We start from the raw sequence: 23,738 nt of genomic DNA, 5'->3' as shown, positions 1-23,738 counted from the left end.
TCTATCACTGATTTAAGGCTAATAGCTGTGTGCTTTGCAACCTGGATCAAGTTATTAACTTTTAAATCAGTGCTTAATTTGCACCCAATCGGTATCAGTGTTAAAAATTTGTTCGCTAGCGAAAACTACAATTATAAACTGAGTACCCGGTACTCAGCATCTCATAACGACATCTTACTTACCCCCTCCCTCTCGGAGGGTTTTTTTTATCTATTTTTCAATGAATTAAAAAAGCCACCTTGCGGTGGCTTCATATTTCATAATCATGATTGGCAAACTTTTTTCATGACCCCTTTTACATATCCTTTGGATAGGTAAGTCGGACACAAGGTCTCCCGCACCGATTGCGAGTCAATAATGTAATTCTCAAAGTTTGTTAGTGCCGTGTTAGCACACCCATTTGTTGCGACTTCTTTTGCCAATGCAAACTGAGAATTACTCGGTCGATCAAGCGTATACAGCAGCGCATTCGAGACCTTTTCATCTGCACAGTATTCCGGAGACTGCTTGACTGCAGCGGCATAGAATGGAATCGCGAGAGATTTAGAGACATTTTGGAACACCTTAGTCCCTTCTTCAAAACTTACGTTACCCGCAGGAGAGAGTTCGGCGAGCAGTTGTCCGTAGCTCTCTACACACCCTTCCATCGAATACTTGATACAAGATTGCGCTGCCGGAACTAAGGCTTTTGCAAAACTTTGAGTAAAATCACTGGATTGAGACAGAAACGCATACTCAGTGAGTAGCTGCTGCCCTAAACCAATAGCGCTATCAGCGGCTCCGGAAGAAACGTAACTATTGAAAGCTCCTGTTGCAGCATCTGCCACCAGTCCTTGCCAAGCATCATCTCGCTGTGATGGACGAATATCATTGGCATGATAGAGCAGCTCATTCCAGCTTTGTGCTTTATGAAGAGCGGTTAAATCTTCCATAGAGTAACGCTCTTCAGCGACCGCAGAAAAGCTTGAAGCCATGGCAACTAAGGGGAAGAGTATTTTTTTCATTACCTTAGTTCCACGCTTGCTTGAGATATTTCAGCGTTGAAGAGTCGTAAGCCGCGTTCGGGTTCAAAGCGACTTTAAGCACACTGCCACCATCATCAAGAGAGAAACCTGCTTTACGCGCCTTCACAGAGTCTTGACCAACAAATTGGATTTGTTGAACTTTTTGGAACTCTTCTTTATAAAGTGCGGCATGTTCAGTCGTCGTGCATAGCTTAACCATATCATCGTAGATATAGTTGATTAAGCCACCCAGCCAACCTGTGGTTTTTACTTTGTCTAAACGAGCTTCAGCAAAGTCGTAGTCATCCCACGCAGCCCAGTCAAAGTTTGTTTCAAGAACTTCATTGCCACAAGCGGTTTGCACTTTTGCGACGTTTTCCGTCATTGTATTTTCGGTCAACATACGCTTCGCTTTCACTTCAATACTTGCCTGTGCCGAAACACTTACCAAAGAAAAAGACGCAATACCTAGCCATAACGCTGATCTGTATTTCATTAGACATACTCCTTTATTAATCATTGTGTCATTACAGAATGCTGTGCTAGGTCAGTCTAACAATCCCCTTTGTCTCAAAAGTGATTCTACATTTTCCTTTAATCGCTTTACGAGTCGGCTCTCAAGCCTGCTGAATATCACTAATTGTTTGCTCAATTAATGCTCTTGCGATTGTCCCTTTTGGGGCTACTGGTGGCATATCATCAACGCCAAACCATTGAGCATCAGACAGCTCGGTGTAATCAGGATTCAATTCACCAGACTCGTAATCCGCAAGAAATGCCATCATCATACTGGATGGAAAGGCCCATGGTTGGCTGCCAAAATAGCGAATATTTTTAACGTGTACGCCGGTTTCTTCGTGCACCTCGCGTGTCACACACTCCTCCAAGGTTTCACCCACCTCTAAAAAGCCCGCTATTACGGTATACATGCCATTTCGATGGCGAGGGTGCTGAGCTAGCAAGATTTGGTTGTCTTTACGCACAGCGACAATGATGCATGGGAAAATACGCGGATAATGCAAAGTACGGCACTCACCACACTGCATTGCCAATTGATTGTTATTGAGGAAATTGCGACCACCGCATTGCGGACAAAAACGCAGACTTTGTGTCATATGACCATACTGAATGGCTTTACTGATCAAAAGAAAAAGGGAGTCTGAGAAATGGAGACAATCACGCAAAGATACAAGCTCTAAATCGTGGTCTAAATCCGACAGGTTTACCCACATCACCGGGGCATCTTGGTATTCACCTATCTGCCTTGCACTCGCTTCTGGCAGTGAGAACTGCTCTGCATTGCCAAATGGGATAGCACCATCCACCAGCCAAACATCGCTTCCTGAGACAACACACCAATAGGCGTTTTTCGTACGGTTAACTTCACCTTTTCTTAACATTACAGCGTCCCTTTGCTTGAAGTTCATTCATTTTACTGGCAATCTAATTTCATACCAGAGTTTGTCGTTCGCTAAATTTGCAACTATAAATTCTAGTAAGGACAAGAGTTTGTAATCACTTTACTAACTTTGCTTTGCAAAGGATACGTTCGCCAATGGGCGATCAGATCATGAGGGCATGGTCATGCTAAAAAAATTCAAACAAACACAAGACCAATGGGGCGGTTCCAGTGACGTTATTGACCATTGGCTGGAAACGAGACAATCTCTGATTGTCGAATACTGTAAGCTTGCAGCACTGCAACCTTGTTCGAAATCCAATGTCATTGAACTCCCTTCCCCTGACGAACTTCAGCACTTCTGCCAACACCTTGTGGATTATATCTCTGAAGGTCATTTTAAAATCTACGATATGGTGATGGATAAGTGGAAAGCCACTGGCTTTGTTGCTACTGATGAAATTAACCAAACTTACGCGAAGATCGTCCTCACTACTGAGCCGTTGTTGAACTTTACCGACAAATATTCTGATGTTTCAGCCGAAGATGAACTGGCTGATTTTGACGAAGATATGTCTTTGATTGGGGAAATCATTGAGACACGCTTCGCGGTAGAAGACCACTTGATTCAGTTGATTGCCGACAGTTTAGCGATGCCGCCTGGCGCATAGCGAGAAGCGAGAAGCGAGAAGCGAGAAGCGAGAAGCGAGAAGCGAGAAGCGAGAAGCGAGAAAATTCTTAAGGGTTGGCGTGTGCACGTCAACCCTTTTTGTTTTTCGGGATTCGCTTCTATTTTATCTTTCTAGGGATAAATCCAGTCAACGCCCTCTTCGTCAATCACTTTCACGGTTCTCCAAAGGCACACCTCTCGATTCCGTAAACGAAGCATACCTACATCTCGAAGCGTAGCGTTCTAACCTTTGCTCCCAAAAACAAAAAAGGCACCCGAGGGTGCCTTTTCTTTTAAGCTCTTAACGATTACTCGTCAGAAGAGAAGCCTGCGTTTAGAAGTGCAGCTAGGTTATCTGTTGCTTGTTCAGCAGATGGACCTTCTTGCGCTTCAGCACGTTTAGCTTGACGATCTTGGTGGTATGCGAAACCAGTACCAGCTGGGATCAGACGACCAACAATTACGTTCTCTTTCAGACCACGTAGGTCATCACGCTTACCAGAAACCGCAGCTTCTGTTAGTACGCGAGTTGTCTCCTGGAACGATGCCGCAGAGATGAATGACTCAGTCGCTAGAGATGCCTTAGTGATACCTAGTAGCTCACGCTCGAAACGTGCTGGCTCTTTGCCTTCAGCTTCTAGGTTACGGTTAGAAATCTTAACTTGTGAGTATTCAACTTGCTCGCCAGGTAGGAACTCAGAGTCACCAGCGTGAGTAATTGTACACTTACGTAGCATTTGACGAACGATAGTCTCGATGTGCTTATCGTTAATCTTAACGCCTTGTAGACGGTAAACTTCTTGTACTTCGTTAGCGATGTACTGAGTTACAGCGTGTACGCCACGTAGACGTAGAATGTCATGTGGAGACTCTGGACCATCTGCGATCACGTCACCACGTTCAACACGCTCACCTTCAAATACGTTCAACTGACGATGCTTAGGAATCATCTCTTCGTAAGTATCACCGCTGTCGCGAGTGATAACTAGACGACGCTTACCTTTCGTTTCTTTACCGAAGCTCACAGTACCTGTGTGCTCAGCAAGGATCGCAGGCTCTTTAGGCTTACGAGCTTCGAATAGGTCAGCTACGCGTGGTAGACCACCGGTGATATCTTTGTTACCGCCAGATTTCTGAGGGATACGAGATAGTGTGTCACCAATGCCAACTTCAGCGCCATCTTCGATGTTTACAATCGCTTTACCAGGTAGGAAGTAGTGAGCTGGCATTTCTGTACCAGGGATCATTACGTCGTTACCTTGCTCATCAACAAGTTTGATAGCTGGACGCATATCTTTACCTGCTGCTGGGCGAGCTGCTGGATCAGTTACTTCGCTTGAAGATAGACCTGTTAGGTCATCTGTTTGACGAGAAACTGTAACACCGTCGATCATGTCTACGAACTGGATGCGACCTGCCACTTCAGTGATGATTGGCATGGTGTGCGCTTCCCAGTTAGCAACAACTTCACCAGCTGTTACTGCGTCGTTGTCGCCTTTGCTTAGCATCGAACCGTAAGGAAGTTTGTGCTTCTCTTTAGTACGACCGAATTCATCAATGATAGTTAGCTCAGATGCACGAGACGTGATTACCAGCTTCTTATCTTTGTTGATTACGAACTTAGCGTTGTGCAGTTTAACTGTACCAGTTGTCTTCGCTTGGATGCTGTTCTCTGCTGCTGCAGTAGATGCCGCACCACCGATGTGGAACGTACGCATCGTAAGCTGTGTACCCGGTTCACCGATAGACTGAGCAGCGATTACACCAACTGCTTCACCTTGGTTCACTAGGTGACCACGTGCTAGGTCACGACCGTAACACTGTGCACAACAACCGAAGTCAGAATCACAAGTAACTACAGAGCGCACTTTCATGCTGTCTACTGAGTTCTCTTCCATGATCTGACACCACTTCTCATCAATTAGAGTGTTACGTGGGATCAGAACATCTTCTGTACCTGGCTTAAGAACGTCTTCAGCTACTACACGACCTAGCGCTAGCTCAGTTAGTGCAACTTTAACATCACCACCCTCGATGTGAGGCATCATGTCAACACCCTCGTGAGTGCCACAGTCATGTTCAGTTACAACAACGTCTTGAGCAACGTCTACTAGACGACGAGTTAGGTAACCCGAGTTCGCTGTTTTCAGTGCCGTATCCGCAAGACCCTTACGAGCACCGTGCGTTGAGATAAAGTACTGAAGTACGTTTAGACCTTCTTTAAAGTTCGCTGTGATCGGCGTTTCGATGATTGAACCATCTGGACGCGCCATCAGACCACGCATACCCGCTAGCTGACGAATCTGAGCTGCAGAACCACGAGCACCCGAGTCAGCCATCATGTAGATGCTGTTAAACGATTCTTGTTGCTCTTCTTCACCGTCACGGTTAACTACCGTTTCAGATGAAAGGTTTGCCATCATCGCTTTCGCTACGCGATCGTTGGTCGATGCCCAGATATCGATAACTTTGTTGTATCGTTCGCCCGCAGTAACAAGACCAGATTGGTATTGTTCCTGGATTTCACGTACTTCTTCTTCCGCTTCTGCGATTTCAGTGTACTTAGCTGGCGGTACAACCATATCGTCGATACCAACAGATACACCAGATAGTGCCGCGTATGCGAAACCTGTGTACATGATTTGGTCAGCGAAGATTACAGTGTCTTTCAGACCTAGTTTACGGTACGCCTCGTTTAGTAGGTTAGAGATTTGCTTCTTACCTAGCTTTTGGTTAACGATGCTGTACGGTAGACCAGCTGGCACGATTTGCCATAGCATTGCACGACCGATAGTTGTATCAACCATCTTAGTCTCTGTTGTGCTGTTGCCGTCTTCGTCTACAACTGTTTCTGTAATACGTACTTTAACGCGTGCGTGAAGTTCAGCTTGCTTAGTGCGGTATGCTTTCTCAGCCTCTGCTGGGCCAGAAAGGTACATGCCTTCACCTTTCACGTTGATCTTGTCACGAGTCATGTAGTACAGACCCAATACAACGTCCTGAGAAGGTACGATGATCGGATCACCTGACGCTGGCGACAGAATGTTGTTTGTCGACATCATCAGAGTACGAGCTTCAAGCTGTGCCTCTAGAGTTAGAGGTACGTGAACCGCCATTTGGTCACCATCGAAGTCCGCGTTGTACGCCGCACACACTAGTGGGTGTAGCTGGATCGCTTTACCTTCGATTAGTACTGGTTCGAACGCCTGGATACCTAGACGGTGAAGTGTAGGTGCACGGTTCAATAGTACTGGGTGCTCACGGATTACTTCGTCTAGGATATCCCAAACTACCGCTTCTTCACGCTCTACCATTTTCTTAGCAGCTTTGATTGTAGTCGCAAGACCACGAGTCTCTAGCTTGCTGTAGATGAATGGTTTGAATAGCTCAAGTGCCATCTTCTTAGGAAGACCACACTGGTGTAGACGAAGGTATGGACCTACTGTGATTACAGAACGACCAGAGTAGTCTACACGTTTACCTAGAAGGTTCTGACGGAAACGACCTTGCTTACCCTTGATCATATCAGCAAGAGATTTCAGAGGACGCTTGTTAGAACCAGTGATCGCACGACCACGACGACCGTTGTCTAGTAGCGCATCAACAGACTCTTGCAGCATACGTTTTTCGTTACGTACGATGATGTCCGGAGCTGCTAGCTCTAGAAGACGCTTCAAACGGTTGTTACGGTTGATCACACGACGGTATAGGTCGTTTAGATCAGAAGTCGCAAAACGACCGCCATCTAGTGGTACTAGAGGACGCAGATCTGGCGGAAGTACCGGAAGTACAGTTAGGATCATCCACTCTGGGTTGTTACCAGATGCGATGAACGCTTCTACCAGCTTCAGACGCTTAGTTACTTTCTTACGCTTAGTTTCAGAGTTAGTAGTTTCTAGCTCTTCGCGCATTTGTTCTGCTTCAGCGTGCATATCCATAGAACCTAGTAGGTCCTTGATAGCTTCTGCACCCATCTTAGCAGTGAACTCGTCGCCCCACTCTTCTAGACGGTCTAGATACTCTTCTTCCGTAAGCATCTGACCTTTTTCTAGATCAGTCATACCCGGCTCAGTTACTACGTACATTTCGAAGTAAAGAACACGTTCGATATCACGTAGAGGGATATCCATTAGTAGACCGATACGAGACGGTAGCGATTTTAGGAACCAGATGTGAGCTACTGGTGAAGCAAGCTCGATGTGGCCCATACGGTCACGACGAACTTTAGTTTGTGTAACTTCTACACCACACTTCTCACAGATAACACCACGGTGCTTCAAGCGCTTGTACTTACCACAAAGACACTCGTAGTCTTTAACTGGACCAAAGATACGCGCACAGAACAGACCATCGCGTTCAGGTTTGAACGTACGATAGTTGATCGTTTCAGGTTTTTTAACTTCACCGAAAGACCATGAACGGATCATGTCTGGTGAAGATAGACCGATTTTGATTGCATCAAATTCTTCGGTCTTATGCTGTGCTTTTAGAAAGTTTAATAAGTCTTTCACAATCAGCTCCTGTAAGGAGTTAAAAGGAGCTCACTCGCTAAAGTGAGCACCTTCTACCAAATAATCGCTTTAGATTCTCTCAACCTTAGTCAAGAGAGAAAGAGATTACTCTTCGTCTTCTAGCTCGATGTTGATACCTAGCGAGCGAATCTCTTTCAACAGTACGTTGAACGATTCTGGCATACCAGGTTCCATGCTGTGGTTACCGTCTACGATGTTTTTGTACATCTTAGTACGGCCGTTAACGTCATCCGACTTAACCGTTAGCATTTCTTGTAGAGTGTAAGCCGCACCGTATGCTTCTAGTGCCCATACTTCCATCTCACCGAAACGCTGACCACCGAACTGAGCTTTACCACCAAGTGGCTGCTGAGTTACTAGGCTGTACGAACCAGTTGAACGAGCGTGCATCTTGTCATCAACAAGGTGGTTCAGTTTCAGCATGTACATGTAACCTACTGTTACAGGGCGCTCAAACTGGTCACCTGTGCGACCATCAAACAGTTTTAGCTGACCAGATTCTGGTAGGTCTGCTAGTTTCAGTAGCGCTTTAATAGACGCTTCTGGTGCACCGTCAAATACTGGAGTCGCGATTGGTAGACCGCCACGTAGGTTCTTGATCAGAGTACGAACTTCGTCATCAGATAGAGAAGCAATATCTACTTTCTGGCGAGTCTCGCCTAGATCGTAAACTTTTTGTAGGAACTCGCGGAATTTCGCTAGTTCTTGCTGCTCTTTAACCATCTGGTTGATCTTGTCACCAATACCTTTCGCTGCCAGACCTAAGTGTACTTCTAGGATCTGACCGATGTTCATACGCGAAGGTACACCCAGTGGGTTAAGTACGATGTCTACAGGCTGACCTTTCTCATCGTATGGCATGTCTTCAACAGGGTTAATCTTAGAGATTACACCCTTGTTACCGTGACGACCCGCCATCTTATCACCAGGCTGAATGCGACGTTTAACCGCTAGGTAAACCTTAACGATCTTCAGTACGCCAGGTGCTAGATCATCACCTTGAGTGATCTTGCGACGCTTAGTTTCGAATTTCTTATCGAAGTCAGCTTTTAGCTCGTCCCACTGCTCTGCTAGTTGTTCTAGCTGAGTTTGTAGAGCGTCATCTTCTAGCGTTAGTTCTAGCCACTTCTTACGATCAGTTGTGTCTAGTTTCGCTTCAGAGTAACCACCTTCAATCAGTACAGCTTTAACACGGTTTAGAAGGCCACCCTCAAGAATCTGGAATTCTTCAGTTAGGTCTTTCTTCGCTTCTTTAAGCTGCATTTGTTCGATTTCAAGCGCACGCTTGTCTTTCTCTACGCCATCGCGAGTGAAGACTTGAACGTCGATGATCGTACCTGATACAGAGTTAGGTACACGTAGTGAAGTATCTTTAACGTCAGATGCTTTTTCACCGAAGATTGCACGTAGTAGCTTCTCTTCAGGCGTTAGCTGAGTTTCACCTTTAGGTGTTACTTTACCAACTAGGATGTCGCCACCCTTAACTTCAGCACCGATGTAAACGATACCTGACTCGTCTAGTTTAGACAGAGCAGACTCACCTACGTTTGGAATATCAGCTGTGATCTCTTCAGAACCAAGCTTAGTATCACGCGCCACACAAGTAAGTTCTTGGATGTGGATAGTCGTGAAACGGTCTTCTTGAACTACGCGCTCAGATACTAAGATCGAGTCTTCGAAGTTGTAACCATTCCAAGGCATGAACGCGATACGCATGTTTTGACCAAGCGCTAGTTCACCAAGGTCTGTTGAAGGACCATCAGCAAGAACGTCACCGCGTGATACAGGTTCACCTGGCATCACACATGGGCGCTGGTTAATACATGTGTTCTGGTTAGAACGTGTGTATTTAGTCAGGTTGTAGATGTCGATACCAGCTTCACCTGGTACTAGCTCTTCTTCGTTCACTTTAACAACGATACGAGAAGCATCTACAGACTGGATTACACCACCACGTTTAGCAACTGCAGTTACACCTGAGTCAACTGCTACGTTACGTTCAATACCAGTACCAACAAGCGGTTTGTCAGCTTTCAGTGTTGGAACTGCCTGACGTTGCATGTTCGCACCCATCAATGCACGGTTCGCATCATCGTGTTCTAGGAACGGGATAAGCGATGCAGCGATAGATACAACCTGGTTTGTCGCAACGTCCATGTACTGAGCGTGCTCACGAGGGTGTAGACCAGATTCACCTTTTTGACGAGCTGTGATCAGCTCATCTGCAAAACCGCCTTCTTCAGTTAACGCAGCATTAGCCTGTGCGATAACGAATTGACCTTCTTCGATTGCAGATAGGTAATCTACTTCGTCTGTTACAATGCCATCTACAACGCGACGGTATGGTGTCTCTAGGAAACCGTACTCGTTACAACGCGCAAACGCAGATAGAGAGTTGATCAGACCGATGTTTGGACCTTCCGGCGTTTCGATAGGACATAGACGACCGTAGTGAGTTACGTGTACGTCACGTACTTCGAAGCCAGCACGTTCACGAGTTAGACCGCCAGGACCCAATGCAGAAATACGACGCTTATGCGTTACTTCTGATAGCGGGTTGTTTTGGTCCATGAACTGTGAAAGCTGTGAAGAGCCAAAGAATTCTTTAACAGCTGCAGAGATTGGTTTCGCGTTGATCAAGTCTTGAGGCATGATTGCGTCAAGATCGCCTAGGCTTAGACGCTCTTTAACTGCACGCTCAACACGTACTAGACCTACACGGAACTGGTTCTCAGCCATTTCGCCTACAGAGCGGATACGACGGTTACCTAGGTGGTCGATATCGTCCACTTCGCCTTTACCGTTACGAATCGCGATAAGCTTCTTCATCACTTCAACGATATCTAGCTCGTCAAGTGTGCCTTGCTCTTGAGCATCTTCACGACCGATAGAGCTGTTGAACTTCATACGACCAACAGTCGATAGATCGTAACGCTCTTCAGAGAAGAATAGGCTTTCGAATAGTGCTTCTGCAGCTTCTTTTGTTGGTGGCTCACCAGGGCGCATCATGCGGTAGATTTCTACCAAAGCAGAAATACGATCAACAGTGCTGTCGATGCGTAGCGTTTCTGACATGAATGGACCATGGTCTAGATCGTTGGTGAACAACGTTTCTAGTGATTTGTGGCCAGCCTGAGATAGGTTCGCTAGAGCTTCCAGGCTGATTTCCTGGTTAGCGTTAACAATGATCTCGCCTGTCGCTTCGTTGACGTAATCTTTCGATGCAACTTTACCAACGATGTACTCAACTGGTACTTCGATGTGATCAACGCCATCTTTCTCTAGTTGGCGGATATGACGAGCTGTTACACGACGACCTTGCTCAACGTAAGTTTTACCGTTCGCTTCGATGTCGAATGACGCAGTTTCACCACGTAGACGATCAGGAACCAACTCCATTAGTAGAGTTTGGTCTTTCACTTCGAAGTTCACTTTTTCGAAGAAGATATCTAGGATTTCTTCTGACGTTTTACCAAGTGCACGAAGGATGATCGAAGCTGGTAGCTTACGACGGCGGTCAATACGTACGTATAAGTTATCCTTAGGGTCGAACTCAAAGTCTAACCATGAGCCACGGTAAGGAATAACACGTGCGTTGTATAGAACTTTACCTGAAGAGTGGGTCTTACCCTTATCGCTGTCGAAGAACACGCCTGGGCTTCGGTGCAGCTGGGATACGATAACCCTCTCGGTACCGTTAATTACGAAGGTACCATTGTCTGTCATAAGCGGAATTTCGCCCATGTAGACTTCTTGTTCTTTAATGTCTTTTACAGTACCTGCTGGCGCGTCTTTATCAAAGATTACTAGACGTAGTTTTACGCGTAGTGGCTTTGAGTAAGTTACACCGCGGATTTGACATTCTTTAACGTCAAAAACTGGCTCACCAAGACGGTAGCTAACGTATTGCAGCTCAGAATTGCCGTTGTAGCTCTGAATTGGGAATACAGAACGGAAAGCAGCTTCAAGACCGTATTGACCTTCAGGATCCTGTTCGATGAATTTGTCGAACGAATCGAGCTGGATCGATAGCAGGTATGGAATGTCCAAAACTTGTGGACGAGTACCAAAGTCCTTACGGATGCGCTTTTTCTCGGTATAAGAGTAAACCATGGGGTTCCTCAGCTCGCTGATAAGTGACCCAAACTGTCCGCCCGCTCCTAGTTACTTAAGGGGGGTAAGGGACAGTGACTAAATAGCTGTTTACTGTAGTGACATTTCATTGCGTAGGAATGAAATGTTTTTTGCTTGGGAACAGGCGCTTAAACAGCGGGAAAATTCGCCTATACCCTACAGCGCAAAAAGGCCGGTGGTTAAAAAACCACCAGCCAATTAGCCGTTAGGCTAAGAAACTATGCAATAATTACTTAACAGCAACAGTTGCACCAGCTTCTTCTAGCTGAGCTTTAAGTGCGTCAGCTTCTGCTTTGTCAACACCTTCTTTAAGAGGTGCTGGAGCGCCGTCTACAAGAGCTTTAGCTTCTTTAAGACCTAGGCCAGTTGCGCCACGTACTGCTTTGATTACAGCAACTTTGTTGCCGCCAGCAGATTCTAGGATTACGTCAAATTCAGTTTGCTCAGTTGCAGCTTCGCCGCCTGCTGCGCCACCTGCAACTACTGCAGCAGCAGCAGATACACCGAATTTCTCTTCCATAGCTTCGATTAGTTCAACAACTTGCATTACAGACATTTCTGCAACTGCGTCTAGGATTTGCTCGTTAGTAATAGACATAACAATTCTCTTTTAAGTCAACAATAAGTTTATTTTGCAACCAGTAAAAAGCAAGGCTTAAGCCGCTGCTTCTTCTTTTTGATCGCGGATAGCAGCGATAGTACGTACCAGCTTGCCAGCAGAAGCTTCTTTCATGCACATCATTAGGCGTGCGATTGCTTCGTCGTAAGTTGGTAGTGTTGCTAGTACTTCAGCGTCAGTTAAAGCGCCTTCAAATGCAGCAGCTTTGATCTCGAAATCTTTGTTCTCTTTAGCGAAGTCTTTGAAAAGACGCGCTGCAGCACCTGGGTGCTCGTTAGAGAACGCGATTAGAGTAGGACCAGTGAAAGTGTCAGTTAGACACTCGTAGTCTGTACCCTGAACCGCACGACGTGCTAGTGTGTTACGCACGACTTTCATGTAAACACCCGCTTCGCGAGCTTGTTTACGTAGAGAAGTCATCGCGCCAACTTCAACGCCACGAGAATCAGCTACAACTGCAGAAAGTGCACCACTGGCAGCTTCGTTGACTTGAGCAACAATTGCTTTTTTGTCTTGAAGGTTTAAAGCCATCTTGGATTTACTCCTGGTTGTCGTTACACCACTCACTATCATCACGACAGTGAGAGCTATTGAGGTGCATTCCCAGAAGAAAGTTAACTATTTACATAGAGCTTTCTGTCAGTTCGGGCACCATCTACGTAGGATGATTAAGTTTGTTTTGAGAACAAACACCTACGGTCTTGGACGGAGACTGGGTCTTAATTCATTTCGAACTAGGAGACAGTTCAAAGAACCAATGTTCAGCCCCAACCACAAATATTAGGCGCAAAATTATACACAAATTTTGCGCCTAAGCAAATAAATTATGCTTGAGTGTTCAGGCTAGCCTGATCAACAGCAACACCAGCACCCATAGTAGTAGAGATGCTTACTTTCTTCAGGAAAGTACCTTTCGCTGAAGATGGCTTAGCTTTCTTCAGAGCAACTAGAAGAGCTTCTAGGTTCTCTTTGATCTGCTCAGCAGAGAAGTTTGCTTTACCGATAGTAGTGTGGATGATGCCGTTTTTGTCGTTACGGTAACGAACCTGACCAGCTTTAGCGTTCTTAACTGCTTCAGCAACGTTAGGAGTTACAGTACCAACTTTAGGGTTTGGCATTAGACCGCGAGGACCTAGGATAGTACCTAGTTGACCTACAACGCGCATTGCATCTGGAGAAGCAACAACTACGTCGAAGTTCATTTCGCCTTTCTTAACTTGCTCAGCAAGATCTTCCATACCAACGATGTCTGCGCCAGCTTCTTTAGCTGCTTCAGCGTTTGCACCTTGAGTGAACACTGCAACGCGGATTTCGCGGCCAGTACCGTGAGGTAGTACAGTTGCACCACGTACGTTCTGGTCAGATTTACGAGCATCGATGCCTAGGTTAACAGCAACGTCAACAGACTCTACGAATTTAGCAGTAGCTAGTTCTTGAAGAAGAGCAACAGCTTCGTTGATTTCGTACTCTTTAGTTACGTCAACTTTTTCGCGGATTACGCGCATGCGCTTAGTTAGTTTAGCCATCTTATTAACCCTCTACCACTAGGCCCATTGAACGAGCAGTACCAGCGATTGAACGCTTCATTGCTTCGATGTCAGCACCAGTCATATCAGCAGCTTTAGTTTCTGCGATTTCTTGGATTTGAGCGTCAGTTACAGTACCCACTTTTTCAGTGTTTGGACGACCTGAACCAGACTTAACGCCAGCAGCTTTCTTAAGAAGAACAGCAGCAGGTGGAGTCTTAGTTACGAACGTGAAAGAACGGTCGTTGTATACAGTGATAACAACAGGAGTAGGTAGACCTTTCTCTAGAGATTCTGTTTTCGCGTTGAACGCTTTACAGAATTCCATGATGTTAACACCGTGTTGACCTAGTGCAGGACCAACTGGTGGACTTGGGTTCGCCATACCAGCTGCAACTTGTAGCTTGATGTAAGCTTCAACTTTCTTAGCCATGATAATTCCTAAGTTTGGGTACAAACGCTAATCATCGATCAGCTCCCCGTTTAATGAAAAAACTCTTTACTTCACCAGAAGTAAAAAGGCGCGAAATTATAGTCATAATTCGCGCCTTAGACAACCCTTAAAAAGGTGTTTTTTTAATCAAGTTTTTCAACCTGACCAAATTCAAGCTCAACTGGTGTTGCACGACCAAAGATCGACACAGACACTTTCAGGCGGCTCTTCTCGTAATCCACTTCTTCAACAGTACCATTGAAGTCAGCAAATGGACCTTCATTAACACGTACCACTTCGCCCGCTTCGTACATAGTACGTGGACGAGGAGCTTCACTTGCTTTCTCAAGACGATTAAGAATCGCATCAGCTTCTTTGTCTGTGATAGGTGCTGGACGGTCTGAGGTACCACCAATGAAGCCCATGACACGCGGCACACTGCGTACTAGGTGCCATGATTCATCGTTCATAATCATCTGAACAAGGACGTAACCTGGGAAGAACTTACGCTCAGATTTACGACGCTGACCCGCGCGCATTTCCACTACTTCTTCAGTAGGAACCAGTACTTCACCGAATAGCTCTTCCATGCTGTGCATTTTGATATGCTCGCGAAGAGATTGAGCTACACGACCTTCAAATCCAGAGAAGGCTTGAACCACATACCAGCGTTTTTTTGGAGCTTCACTCATGAATTAAAACCCTCTATACCCCAGTCGCTAGAGCTACTAGACGAACCATGATGCCGTCAATACCCCATAGCGCTAGAGCCATTACAATACTTACAGCTAAAACGATCAGTGTTGTTTGCATAGTTTCTTGGCGTGTAGGCCAAACAACTTTACGAACTTCCATACGAGATTCTTTTGCAAAACTGATCGCTGCTTTACCTTTAGTCGTTGTTGCTGCAACGCCAAGAGCAGCTGCAATTAGAACAACAACGCCTGCAGCGCGAACTACTACAGACATTTCACCATACAGGTAATTACCCACAACAGCGGCCGCTGCTAATACGAAAGCGGCAATCCACTTAAACGTATCTGCTGCGTTTGAGCTATCAGGAGTTTCAGCATTATTTGCTTTCATAAACCAACCTGTCACAAGTCTTAATATAGACGACAACAACCCCGCTGTTGCAGGGCAAACTCCATATCGCTGAAAAAATCAGCGTTACTCTCTTAAGATTAAGCCTCTCCGGCCAATCTTGCTCTGCTCTCAACCAAAATCTGAACAAGAAAACAGCTAAAATAATGTTGAGTGCAGAAAAAGGGCATCAAATGATGCCCTTTTTGCTACTGGTTCGTCAAATCTAATTCAAGATTTTCCGAAGACATTCGTTTAATTCTTTAAGAATTAGTCGAAGATCTTAGCAACAACACCAGCACCTACAGTACGGCCACCTTCACGGATAGCGAAACGTAGGCCTTCATCCATAGCGATAGGAGCGATTAGCTCAACTTGCATTTGGATGTTGTCACCTGGCATTACCATTTCTACGCCTTCTGGTAGAGAGATGTCACCAGTTACGTCAGTTGTACGGAAGTAGAACTGTGGACGGTAGCCTTTGAAGAATGGAGTGTGACGACCACCTTCATCTTTAGAAAGTACGTATACTTCTGACTCGAACTTAGTGTGTGGAGTGATTGAACCAGGCTTAGCTAGTACTTGACCACGTTCAACTTCATCACGTTTAGTACCACGTAGAAGTGCACCAACGTTCTCACCAGCACGACCTTCGTCAAGAAGCTTACGGAACATCTCAACACCAGTACATGTTGTAGTAGTCGTTTCTTTGATACCAACGATAGCAACTTCGTCACCTACGTTTAGGATACCACGTTCGATACGACCAGTTACTACTGTACCACGACCTTGGATTGAGAATACGTCTTCGATAGGCATTAGGAATGGCATATCTACTGCACGCTCTGGCTCAGGGATGTATGAATCTAGCGCTTCTGCTAGTTCAACAATCTTAGCTTCCCATTGCTCTTCGCCGTTTAGTGCGCCTAGAGCAGAACCTTGGATAACTGGTAGGTCATCACCTGGGAAGTCGTACTCAGATAGAAGTTCACGAACTTCCATTTCTACTAGTTCTAGTAGCTCTTCATCGTCAACCATGTCACATTTGTTCATGAATACGATGATGTATGGGATACCAACCTGACGGCCTAGTAGGATGTGCTCACGAGTTTGTGGCATTGGACCATCAGTTGCAGCAACTACAAGAATACCACCGTCCATCTGTGCAGCACCAGTGATCATGTTCTTAACGTAGTCCGCGTGTCCTGGACAGTCAACGTGCGCGTAGTGGCGAGTTGGAGTATCGTACTCTACGTGAGAAGTAGCGATTGTGATACCGCGCTCACGCTCTTCTGGAGCGTTATCGATAGATGCGAAGTCACGAGCAGCACCGCCGTATACTTTAGCAAGTGTTGTACAGATAGCTGCAGTTAGAGTAGTTTTACCGTGGTCAACGTGGCCGATAGTACCAACGTTTACGTGCGGTTTTACACGTTCAAATTTTTCTTTAGACATGAGTAGTCCCTCTAGGTACGGATTTAGGTGGCCCGAATTGACCACGCAACCAAAAAAGATAATTGGTAAATCTTATATCAAAAGGAGATAACTTTGAGAGCTGGTGCTGATAGGCAGACTCGAACTGCCGACCTCATCCTTACCAAGGATGCGCTCTACCACCTGAGCTATATCAGCACTCAAATTAGAGTGGAGCGGGCAGCGGGAATCGAACCCGCATCATCAGCTTGGAAGGCTGAGGTAATAGCCATTATACGATGCCCGCAACACGTAACTCTGAGAGCTATTTCCTAAAGAATATGGTGGAGGGGGACGGATTCGAACCATCGAAGGCAGTGCCGGCAGATTTACAGTCTGCTCCCTTTGGCCACTCGGGAACCCCTCCAAATTTTTAAGCCATTCTTACTACAATTGTTTCCACTAGAAACAGGAAAGAATGGTGCCGACTACCGGAATCGAACTGGTGACCTACTGATTACAAGTCAGTTGCTCTACCTACTGAGCTAAGTCGGCATAAGTGGTGCGCATTCTATTGAATGATTTTCTAGGTTGCAATAGCTATTTCAAAAAAAATCGTAAAATTCGACTTTTTAGAATCGATTGCTGCAAAATCATACAAACCTCGCTTTTTAAAGCAAACTTTCGAGCTTTGTCGTTTGCTTTGCACGGAGCTTGTTGTATGTTCTTGCTCTCGATGAAACCAAGGATAAAAGAGACCCATGAGTCCATTTTTGTCATTTGACCGTGCCGAATGGGCAGAATTGCGCAATTCTGTTCCGATGACACTCTCTGAAGACGATCTGAAAGCGCTTCAAGGCATTAATGAAAACCTCACTATGGAGGAAGCGGTAGAGATCTACCTTCCTTTGTCACGTCTTTTAAATCTGTACGTTCAGGCTCGCCAAAGTCGTAACTCTGTACTTCAGCAGTTCCTCAACACGGAAGAACATGCTCCACCCTTTGTTATCGGCATTGCCGGCAGTGTGGCGGTAGGAAAAAGTACTACCGCACGACTTCTAAAAGCATTGCTCTCTCGTTGGGAGAACCATCCGAAAGTCGCCCTTGTGACAACAGATGGTTTCTTATATCCAAAGAAAGTGCTGGAAGAGAGAGGCATCATGCATCGTAAAGGCTTTCCGGAATCTTACGATATTAAACGCTTGGTAGAATTCGTTTCAGATGTAAAAGCAGGTCAACCAAACTTAGAAGTCCCAGTTTATTCACACATTACGTACGACATTACTAAAGAACGAAAGAAAGTAGATCGTCCAGATGTACTGATTATCGAAGGGTTAAACGTTCTGCAAAGTGGTATGGACTATCCGCATGCTCCACATCGCGTGTTTGTCTCTGATTTCCTAGACTTCTCTATTTATGTTGATGCAGAAACTGAGACCATTGAGCAATGGTATGTAGAACGATTTTTGAAATTCCGCCAAGGTGCATTTACTCAACCAGGCTCTTATTTTAGTCATTACACGCAATTGTCTGTCGAAGAGGCGAAAAACAAAGCTAAAGAAATTTGGCAAAGCATTAACGGGCTCAATCTAGAACATAACATTCTGCCAACTCGCGAGAGAGCCCATCTAATTCTGCACAAAGGTCCTAGTCATCTCGTCGACAAGGTGTCGTTGAGAAAATAACCTCTATCAGGCACTAGACTAGAGGTTAATCACCTTTCCTCAGGGAGATCTCACCACCAACGTAGGTCTCCAATCCATTAGTGGTTTCTAATACTACACCACCTTGCTGATCGATGCCCTTTACTACCCCATGGATTTCTCTAGGTCCCATCAATAGCTTTACAGGGCGTCCAATAAAGTTGTCTAAACGATTCCAACGCTCTACAAATCCACCGAGCCCTGTCATTTCATATTCTTCTAGTGCTTTCTTCCAGTGTTCAATCAGGTTAATCGCTAACTGGTTACGATCGATATCTAGGCTATCGCTCACTTGGTTTAAGGTTGTCCACGGTTGATCGATTTCAGGTTGCAAGTCTGGCATACCGATATTAAGCCCCATGCCAATAACTAGATGCGCAGCCCCACCGGCTTGCCCTGACATTTCAACTAAAATGCCTGCAAGCTTTTTATCTTCGTAGTAAATATCGTTCGGCCATTTGAGTTTTACGCCTTGGATACCCATCTCTTCAATAGCTTCCACTGCTGCGATACCAACAACTAAGCTCAACCCCATAGCCGCTGCCATACCAGCATCCAAACGCCAGTACATCGACAAATACAAGTTAGTTCCAAAAGGCGATATCCATTGGCGCCCACGTCGTCCTCTTCCTTTTGCTTGATATTCAGCCAAACATACGCGCCCCTTATCGGAGTCATCGACTTTCTCGAGCAGATATTGGTTGGTTGAATCTATAACCGAGATGAGTTCAAGTTGAGTATCAACATGAGCTTGAAGCCTTTGCTCATCAAGCAGTTGTAAAGGCTGAGCTAGCTGGTAGCCACGTCCTTGAATCCGGTAAATGTCTACGCCCCAATCATTAAGACCTTTGATGTGCTTTGCAATAGCAGCGCGTGATATACCCAATTCTTGCCCTAAGGCTTCCCCAGAATGAAAATCACCGTCACTTAGCGCTTTGAGAATATGCAGTTTTGCAGAGTGTTCCTTTCTCATCGCGTAGCCTCAATCTCAGTTAGGTTAGTCTCGCCCTTGTTATTCATAAAACGAACTTCATGTTCTAGTTCAATTTGGTATTTATCCCAAACGGTCCTTTTTATCAAAGACGCAAGCTCGACAACGTCATTAGCACTACAATTATCAACATTAGTTAGAACCAAAGCTTGGAGTGGATTTACTTGAGCACCGTTCACTGATACCCCCTTCAAACCACATTGGTCGATTAGCCAACCCGCAGCGACTTTCATTCCTCCTTTCGCAGGGTAAGCCACCATATTGCTGTGCTTTTTGATAAGTTGATCGTAATGATCTTGGCTGATCACTGGATTTTTAAAAAAGCTTCCTGCGTTACCAACTTTTGCAGGGTCTGGCAGTTTTTCCATTCGCACTTGGCATACACGCTCAAAAATGGTTAGGGGACTAAGCTCTTCTTCAGGAATACTTTGCAAAGGACCATATTGATTGATCGCCTTCCATTGCTTTGGCAGTTTGAGACCGACCGCAGTAATAAAGCATTTTTCATATAATGCATGCTTGAAGATCGAATCACGATAGCCAAATTGGCACTCTTCTGCTGTCATGCGTTTGGTCGTGAAGTTCTCCAAATCGAGGATATCTACGTATTCACACACATTTTGCAGTTCCAATCCATAGGCTCCGATATTTTGAATAGGTGCCGAGCCTGCACAGCCAGGGATGAGTGCGAGGTTCTCAATACCTCCCATGCCTTGTTCTACACACCATTGAACAAGCGCCGGCCAATCCTCACCGCCTTCAATGTGCAATAGATAATGAGCACCTTCTTCAGTAACAGTTTTGCCCATTAAGCGGTTAATAATGACCATGCCTTCATAGTGTTGAGTAAACAGCATGTTACTGCCCTTACCTAAAAATAGCTTCGGTAACTCTAGGTAAGCTTCATCTTTAAATAGCTGAATAACATCATCGATAGTTTCAACGATCGCTAAATAAGCACAGGTTTGTTCGATACCAAATGTGTGGAAAGCCTTGAGGCTCGCATGTTTCTTAATTTCCATAGTGGATTTGCAACGCCAGATGAGATTCTCTTAAACTGTAGCCATTCTACCTTAGTTATGTTTTAGCCGCAGTGACAATACCTAGCTCATTAATCATAGAAGTGTTAAATCCGATCAAACTACCTCTGATCAAGAGATTATACAAAGCACATTACCCTGCCGGAAAAGCCAAGCGTGATGAGCTGATCATCACCGCAAGTTTAGAAGGAAAAATCGTTGCTCTCCTTAGAATGAAAGCGGTCGAAAAGTCTCGCTTGCTGACTGGTATGCTTGTTGTTCCGGAATGTAGGGGAACAGGGGTCGGTCAAGCATTACTTACTCATTGCGAAAACACTGTTTTCAACAATGGAGATTATTGCTTTGCTTTTAATCATTTAGAGGCTTATTACTCTCAACATAGATTCAAAACCATTGATAGCTCTGAGCTTCCAAACTCATTGAAAATGGCTTATTTACGGTACGTGGACAGTGGCAAAGATCTCATTCCAATGCAATTCATTACTTCTAGTGCTTCAAACAGTGCGCTTTTGTAGCCAGAGAAATCATATCTTTGGTAAAATATCAGGTTCGCAATATTGCACTTAATTAAGGTACTCACACCGGTATGATAGTAAGTAGGAACCCATTCGAACAGTTGCCAAGTCTCGCAGTTAAGCCTGAAGACTTCGAAGTTCTGCACGCAGCAGATGCTTTCAGAGCTCGTCTTCTTGATGCGATCAGCAAAGCAACGTCACGAATTTACCTAGTCGCTCTATATCTGGAAGATGATGAAGCTGGACGTGAAATTTTCACAGCGCTTTATGAAGCGAAACAGCGCAATCCTGGATTGGACATCAATATCTGTGTAGATTGGCACCGAGCGCAACGTGGTCTCATTGGTGCAGAATCATCTGAAGGCAACGCAGCACTTTACAAGGCATTCGCAAAAAAATACCAGCACTCAATTCCTGTATACGGTATTCCTGTACGAGGCAGAGAAGTCTTTGGTGTACTTCATCTTAAAGGCTTCATCGTAGATGACACCGTCATTTACAGCGGAGCAAGTCTTAACAACGTATACCTACAATACAATGGTCGTTACCGCTTCGATCGCTACCATGTCATTCAACACAAAGCATTAGCAGACTCGATGGTAGGATTCATTCAGGATGAAATGATCGCCCACCCTGCAGTTAATGATCTTGCAGATAAAGATAAACCTGAGACAAAAGAGATCAAAGCGGACATTCGCCAACTTCGCTCTTCTTTAGCTCGTGCTAATTACGAATTTAAACCAGAAGTAGCCAGCGAAGACGAAGTGAAAGTTACACCGCTGGTAGGTTTAGGGAAGCGCCGTAATTTACTCAACCAGAAAATCGTTAAGCTGCTTGCAGCTGCTCAGAACGAAATCTTTATCTGTACACCTTACTTTAACTTCCCGAAAGCGATTAATCGTGAAGTAAAACGTGCAATGAAACGTGGTGTAAAAGTAACAATCGTGGTTGGTGACAAGACTGCAAACGACTTTTACATCTCTCCTGAAGAAGAGTTCAAAACTATTGGTGGTTTACCATATCTGTACGAACTCAACTTACGTCGTTTCGCTAAAGCGAATGAAGCAAGCATTGCTGCTCGCAAATTATCTATTCACCTTTGGAAACATGATAACAATAGCTTCCACCTCAAAGGTATCTGGGTTGATAAGCGCTACATGCTTATGACAGGCAACAACCTAAACCCTAGAGCATGGTCACTAGATCTTGAAAATGGTCTTTTAGTACAAGACAACTTCGCGAAGATGACAGACAAATTTGAACAAGAGGTGGCAAACATTCTAGAGCACACTCAGCTTATTTGTACTTACAAGCAATTAGAGAAAGTGGAAGACTATCCAGTCAGTGTTCAGAAGCTGGTCCGTAAGATCACACGTATCAAAGCTGATGGTGTACTAAAACGCATTCTTTAAAATGCTTCGATAGTAAACTTACAGAGCCCAGTATGAAAATACTGGGCTTTTTTATTATGTACAGCTAGCGACATAGATTACAACATTGTTGCTTTCTTTAAGTATTTAAACTGACAGTTCGATATACAATGGGATGAGACGACTTTGTATTCTAAGAAATTCAACAAGATAACAGGTCCAGATTGTAACGAAAAGGCTCCAGCATTTCTGCTGGAGCTTTAAATATGACAGAGGTAGATTGGATCAATACTCCGAGATTCGATAGGACTTACTGCCAAGCGAGCTGGAGATCTAATCTCAACACGCACGATTCTGGCGTTAGGAGAATCAGATACTCTTCCAACTAGACTGGTACTCGTTCCTTCATATACGAAAAAGGCTCTAGCATTTCTGCTAGAGCCTTAAATATGGCAGGGGTGGATTGGACCGGCACTCCGGAGATTCGATATGGCTTGCTGCCAAGCGGACTGGCGGCTCAGTTCCCAACACGCACTATTTGGGCATTAGGGGAATCCCCTGCTCTTCCAACTAGACTGGTACTCGTTCCTTCATATACGAAAAAGGCTCTAGCATTTCTGCTAGAGCCTTAAATATGGCAGGGGTGGATTGGACCGGCACTCCGGAGATTCGATATGGCTTGCTGCCAAGCGGACTGGCGGCTCAGTTCCCAACACGCACTATTTTGGCATTAGGGGAATCCCCTGCTCTTCCAACTAGACTGGTACTCGTTCCTCCATATACGAAAAAGGCTCTAGCATTTCTGCTAGAGCCTTAAATATGGCAGGGGTGGAGAGATTCGAACTCCCAACACGCGGATTTGGAATCCGCTGCTCTGCCAATTGGAGCTACACCCCTGTAGAAACTACAGTTTATCACATTGTAGATTCAAAAAAACCTCGCAAAAGCGAGGTCTTTGAAATAAGTGGCGGAGCGGACGGGACTCGAACCCGCGACCCCCGGCGTGACAGGCCGGTATTCTAACCAACTGAACTACCGCTCCGCACTGGTTAGACCTAAAGTCTAAGTTTTTGTCTTCACTTTTTCATAAAAAGTGAAAATAAAATACAAGCCTGGCGATGTCCTACTCTCACATGGGGAAGCCCCACACTACCATCGGCGCTAATTCGTTTCACTTCTGAGTTCGGAATGGAAGTCAGGTGGGTCCAAATCGCTATGGTCGCCAAGCAAATTCTTTAATTCGGAAAACTGATTTTAAATTCTACTTACACACATTCAATGTTCTTACATCGAGTCCATCAAAACC

Annotated in this window: 18 protein-coding genes, 6 tRNA genes and 1 rRNA gene; 4 read left to right on the top strand and 21 right to left on the bottom strand. The window is 45.2% G+C overall.

Translation table 11 applies throughout. The features are described 5' to 3' along the window. Positions 1-263: 263 nt before the first annotated feature. The 3 genes from QMY49_RS15485 to nudC all read right to left on the bottom strand — a co-directional run bounded on the left by QMY49_RS15485 (position 264) and on the right by nudC (position 2,404). Positions 264-1,004 carry a hypothetical protein gene (locus tag QMY49_RS15485; protein ID WP_045490586.1) on the bottom strand — a complete coding sequence of 247 codons (741 nt, stop codon included), beginning with the start codon at positions 1,002-1,004 and terminating at the stop codon, positions 264-266. A gap of 4 nt (positions 1,005-1,008) precedes the next feature. Then, positions 1,009-1,500, bottom strand: coding sequence for a hypothetical protein (locus tag QMY49_RS15480; RefSeq protein WP_005451133.1), 492 nt, complete (start codon positions 1,498-1,500; stop codon positions 1,009-1,011). Between the two features lie 121 nt (positions 1,501-1,621). After that, positions 1,622-2,404: an NAD(+) diphosphatase gene (nudC, locus tag QMY49_RS15475; protein ID WP_005451132.1), complete on the bottom strand. Its 783-nt coding sequence runs from the start codon at positions 2,402-2,404 to the stop codon at positions 1,622-1,624. Between the two features lie 178 nt (positions 2,405-2,582). Here nudC and QMY49_RS15470 point away from each other — a divergent pair, with 178 nt between their 5' ends. After that, positions 2,583-3,074 (top strand): Rsd/AlgQ family anti-sigma factor, encoded by a 492-nt coding sequence (locus QMY49_RS15470; RefSeq protein ID WP_005434886.1) that lies wholly within the window; start codon positions 2,583-2,585, stop codon positions 3,072-3,074. Between the two features lie 307 nt (positions 3,075-3,381). Here QMY49_RS15470 and rpoC read toward each other — a convergent pair whose 3' ends face one another. From rpoC to QMY49_RS15405, 13 genes are all read right to left on the bottom strand, one after another. Then, positions 3,382-7,584 carry a DNA-directed RNA polymerase subunit beta' gene (gene rpoC / locus QMY49_RS15465; protein ID WP_005451130.1) on the bottom strand — a complete coding sequence of 1,401 codons (4,203 nt, stop codon included), beginning with the start codon at positions 7,582-7,584 and terminating at the stop codon, positions 3,382-3,384. Positions 7,585-7,689: 105 nt separating this feature from the next. Next, positions 7,690-11,718 (bottom strand): DNA-directed RNA polymerase subunit beta, encoded by a 4,029-nt coding sequence (gene rpoB / locus QMY49_RS15460; protein ID WP_005451129.1) that lies wholly within the window; start codon positions 11,716-11,718, stop codon positions 7,690-7,692. A 250-nt stretch (positions 11,719-11,968) separates the two neighbouring features. Continuing rightward, positions 11,969-12,337, bottom strand: coding sequence for a 50S ribosomal protein L7/L12 (gene rplL / locus QMY49_RS15455; protein ID WP_283312268.1), 369 nt, complete (start codon positions 12,335-12,337; stop codon positions 11,969-11,971). A gap of 57 nt (positions 12,338-12,394) precedes the next feature. Beyond that, positions 12,395-12,889, bottom strand: coding sequence for a 50S ribosomal protein L10 (rplJ, locus tag QMY49_RS15450; protein ID WP_005451126.1), 495 nt, complete (start codon positions 12,887-12,889; stop codon positions 12,395-12,397). 293 nt (positions 12,890-13,182) lie between these two features. Then, a complete protein-coding gene (rplA, locus tag QMY49_RS15445) occupies positions 13,183-13,884 on the bottom strand; it encodes a 50S ribosomal protein L1 (protein ID WP_005384683.1) in 702 nt (233 codons plus the stop codon). 4 nt (positions 13,885-13,888) lie between these two features. Next, a complete protein-coding gene (rplK, locus tag QMY49_RS15440; protein ID WP_005451125.1) occupies positions 13,889-14,317 on the bottom strand; it encodes a 50S ribosomal protein L11 in 429 nt (142 codons plus the stop codon). A gap of 143 nt (positions 14,318-14,460) precedes the next feature. After that, positions 14,461-15,009 (bottom strand): transcription termination/antitermination protein NusG, encoded by a 549-nt coding sequence (gene nusG / locus QMY49_RS15435; protein WP_005451123.1) that lies wholly within the window; start codon positions 15,007-15,009, stop codon positions 14,461-14,463. Positions 15,010-15,022: 13 nt separating this feature from the next. Continuing rightward, on the bottom strand, positions 15,023-15,403 hold the full coding sequence (gene secE, locus QMY49_RS15430; RefSeq protein ID WP_005451121.1) for a preprotein translocase subunit SecE: 381 nt from the start codon (positions 15,401-15,403) through the stop codon (positions 15,023-15,025). A gap of 267 nt (positions 15,404-15,670) precedes the next feature. Continuing rightward, on the bottom strand, positions 15,671-16,855 hold the full coding sequence (tuf, locus tag QMY49_RS15425; RefSeq protein WP_005451119.1) for an elongation factor Tu: 1,185 nt from the start codon (positions 16,853-16,855) through the stop codon (positions 15,671-15,673). A gap of 101 nt (positions 16,856-16,956) precedes the next feature. After that, positions 16,957-17,032 (bottom strand) — tRNA-Thr (locus QMY49_RS15420). 13 nt (positions 17,033-17,045) lie between these two features. After that, positions 17,046-17,120: transfer RNA gene (locus tag QMY49_RS15415), tRNA-Gly, on the bottom strand. Between the two features lie 35 nt (positions 17,121-17,155). Continuing rightward, positions 17,156-17,240, bottom strand: a tRNA-Tyr gene (locus QMY49_RS15410). Between the two features lie 52 nt (positions 17,241-17,292). Then, positions 17,293-17,368, bottom strand: a tRNA-Thr gene (locus tag QMY49_RS15405). 206 nt (positions 17,369-17,574) lie between these two features. On the opposite strand from QMY49_RS15405, the gene coaA reads away from it, so the two are divergent. After that, positions 17,575-18,498 carry a type I pantothenate kinase gene (coaA, locus tag QMY49_RS15400; protein WP_283312263.1) on the top strand — a complete coding sequence of 308 codons (924 nt, stop codon included), beginning with the start codon at positions 17,575-17,577 and terminating at the stop codon, positions 18,496-18,498. A 25-nt stretch (positions 18,499-18,523) separates the two neighbouring features. On the opposite strand, the gene birA is transcribed toward coaA, so the two are convergent. Then, complete coding sequence (gene birA, locus QMY49_RS15395; protein ID WP_005451112.1) at positions 18,524-19,489, bottom strand: bifunctional biotin--[acetyl-CoA-carboxylase] ligase/biotin operon repressor BirA; 966 nt, start codon at positions 19,487-19,489, stop codon at positions 18,524-18,526. Beyond that, positions 19,486-20,529: a UDP-N-acetylmuramate dehydrogenase gene (gene murB / locus QMY49_RS15390; protein WP_038899707.1), complete on the bottom strand. Its 1,044-nt coding sequence runs from the start codon at positions 20,527-20,529 to the stop codon at positions 19,486-19,488. The genes birA and murB overlap by 4 nt, the downstream gene beginning before the upstream one ends. A gap of 101 nt (positions 20,530-20,630) precedes the next feature. Between murB and QMY49_RS15385 the strand changes: the two genes are divergently transcribed. Beyond that, a complete protein-coding gene (locus QMY49_RS15385) occupies positions 20,631-21,062 on the top strand; it encodes a GNAT family N-acetyltransferase (RefSeq protein ID WP_283314132.1) in 432 nt (143 codons plus the stop codon). A 71-nt stretch (positions 21,063-21,133) separates the two neighbouring features. Then, positions 21,134-22,474: a CDP-diacylglycerol--serine O-phosphatidyltransferase gene (gene pssA / locus QMY49_RS15380; protein WP_005451105.1), complete on the top strand. Its 1,341-nt coding sequence runs from the start codon at positions 21,134-21,136 to the stop codon at positions 22,472-22,474. A gap of 778 nt (positions 22,475-23,252) precedes the next feature. Here pssA and QMY49_RS15375 read toward each other — a convergent pair. From QMY49_RS15375 to rrf, 3 genes are all read right to left on the bottom strand, one after another. Beyond that, a tRNA-Trp gene (locus tag QMY49_RS15375) sits at positions 23,253-23,329 on the bottom strand. A gap of 68 nt (positions 23,330-23,397) precedes the next feature. Continuing rightward, a tRNA-Asp gene (locus QMY49_RS15370) sits at positions 23,398-23,474 on the bottom strand. 68 nt (positions 23,475-23,542) lie between these two features. Next, positions 23,543-23,659 (bottom strand): 5S ribosomal RNA (gene rrf / locus QMY49_RS15365). Positions 23,660-23,738: the final 79 nt, after the last annotated feature.

The organism is Vibrio harveyi (assembly GCF_030060435.1).
Classification (GTDB): domain Bacteria; phylum Pseudomonadota; class Gammaproteobacteria; order Enterobacterales; family Vibrionaceae; genus Vibrio; species Vibrio harveyi.
Note: the sequence above shows the minus strand (reverse complement) of the source record. Positions and strands in the feature narration are given on the sequence as shown.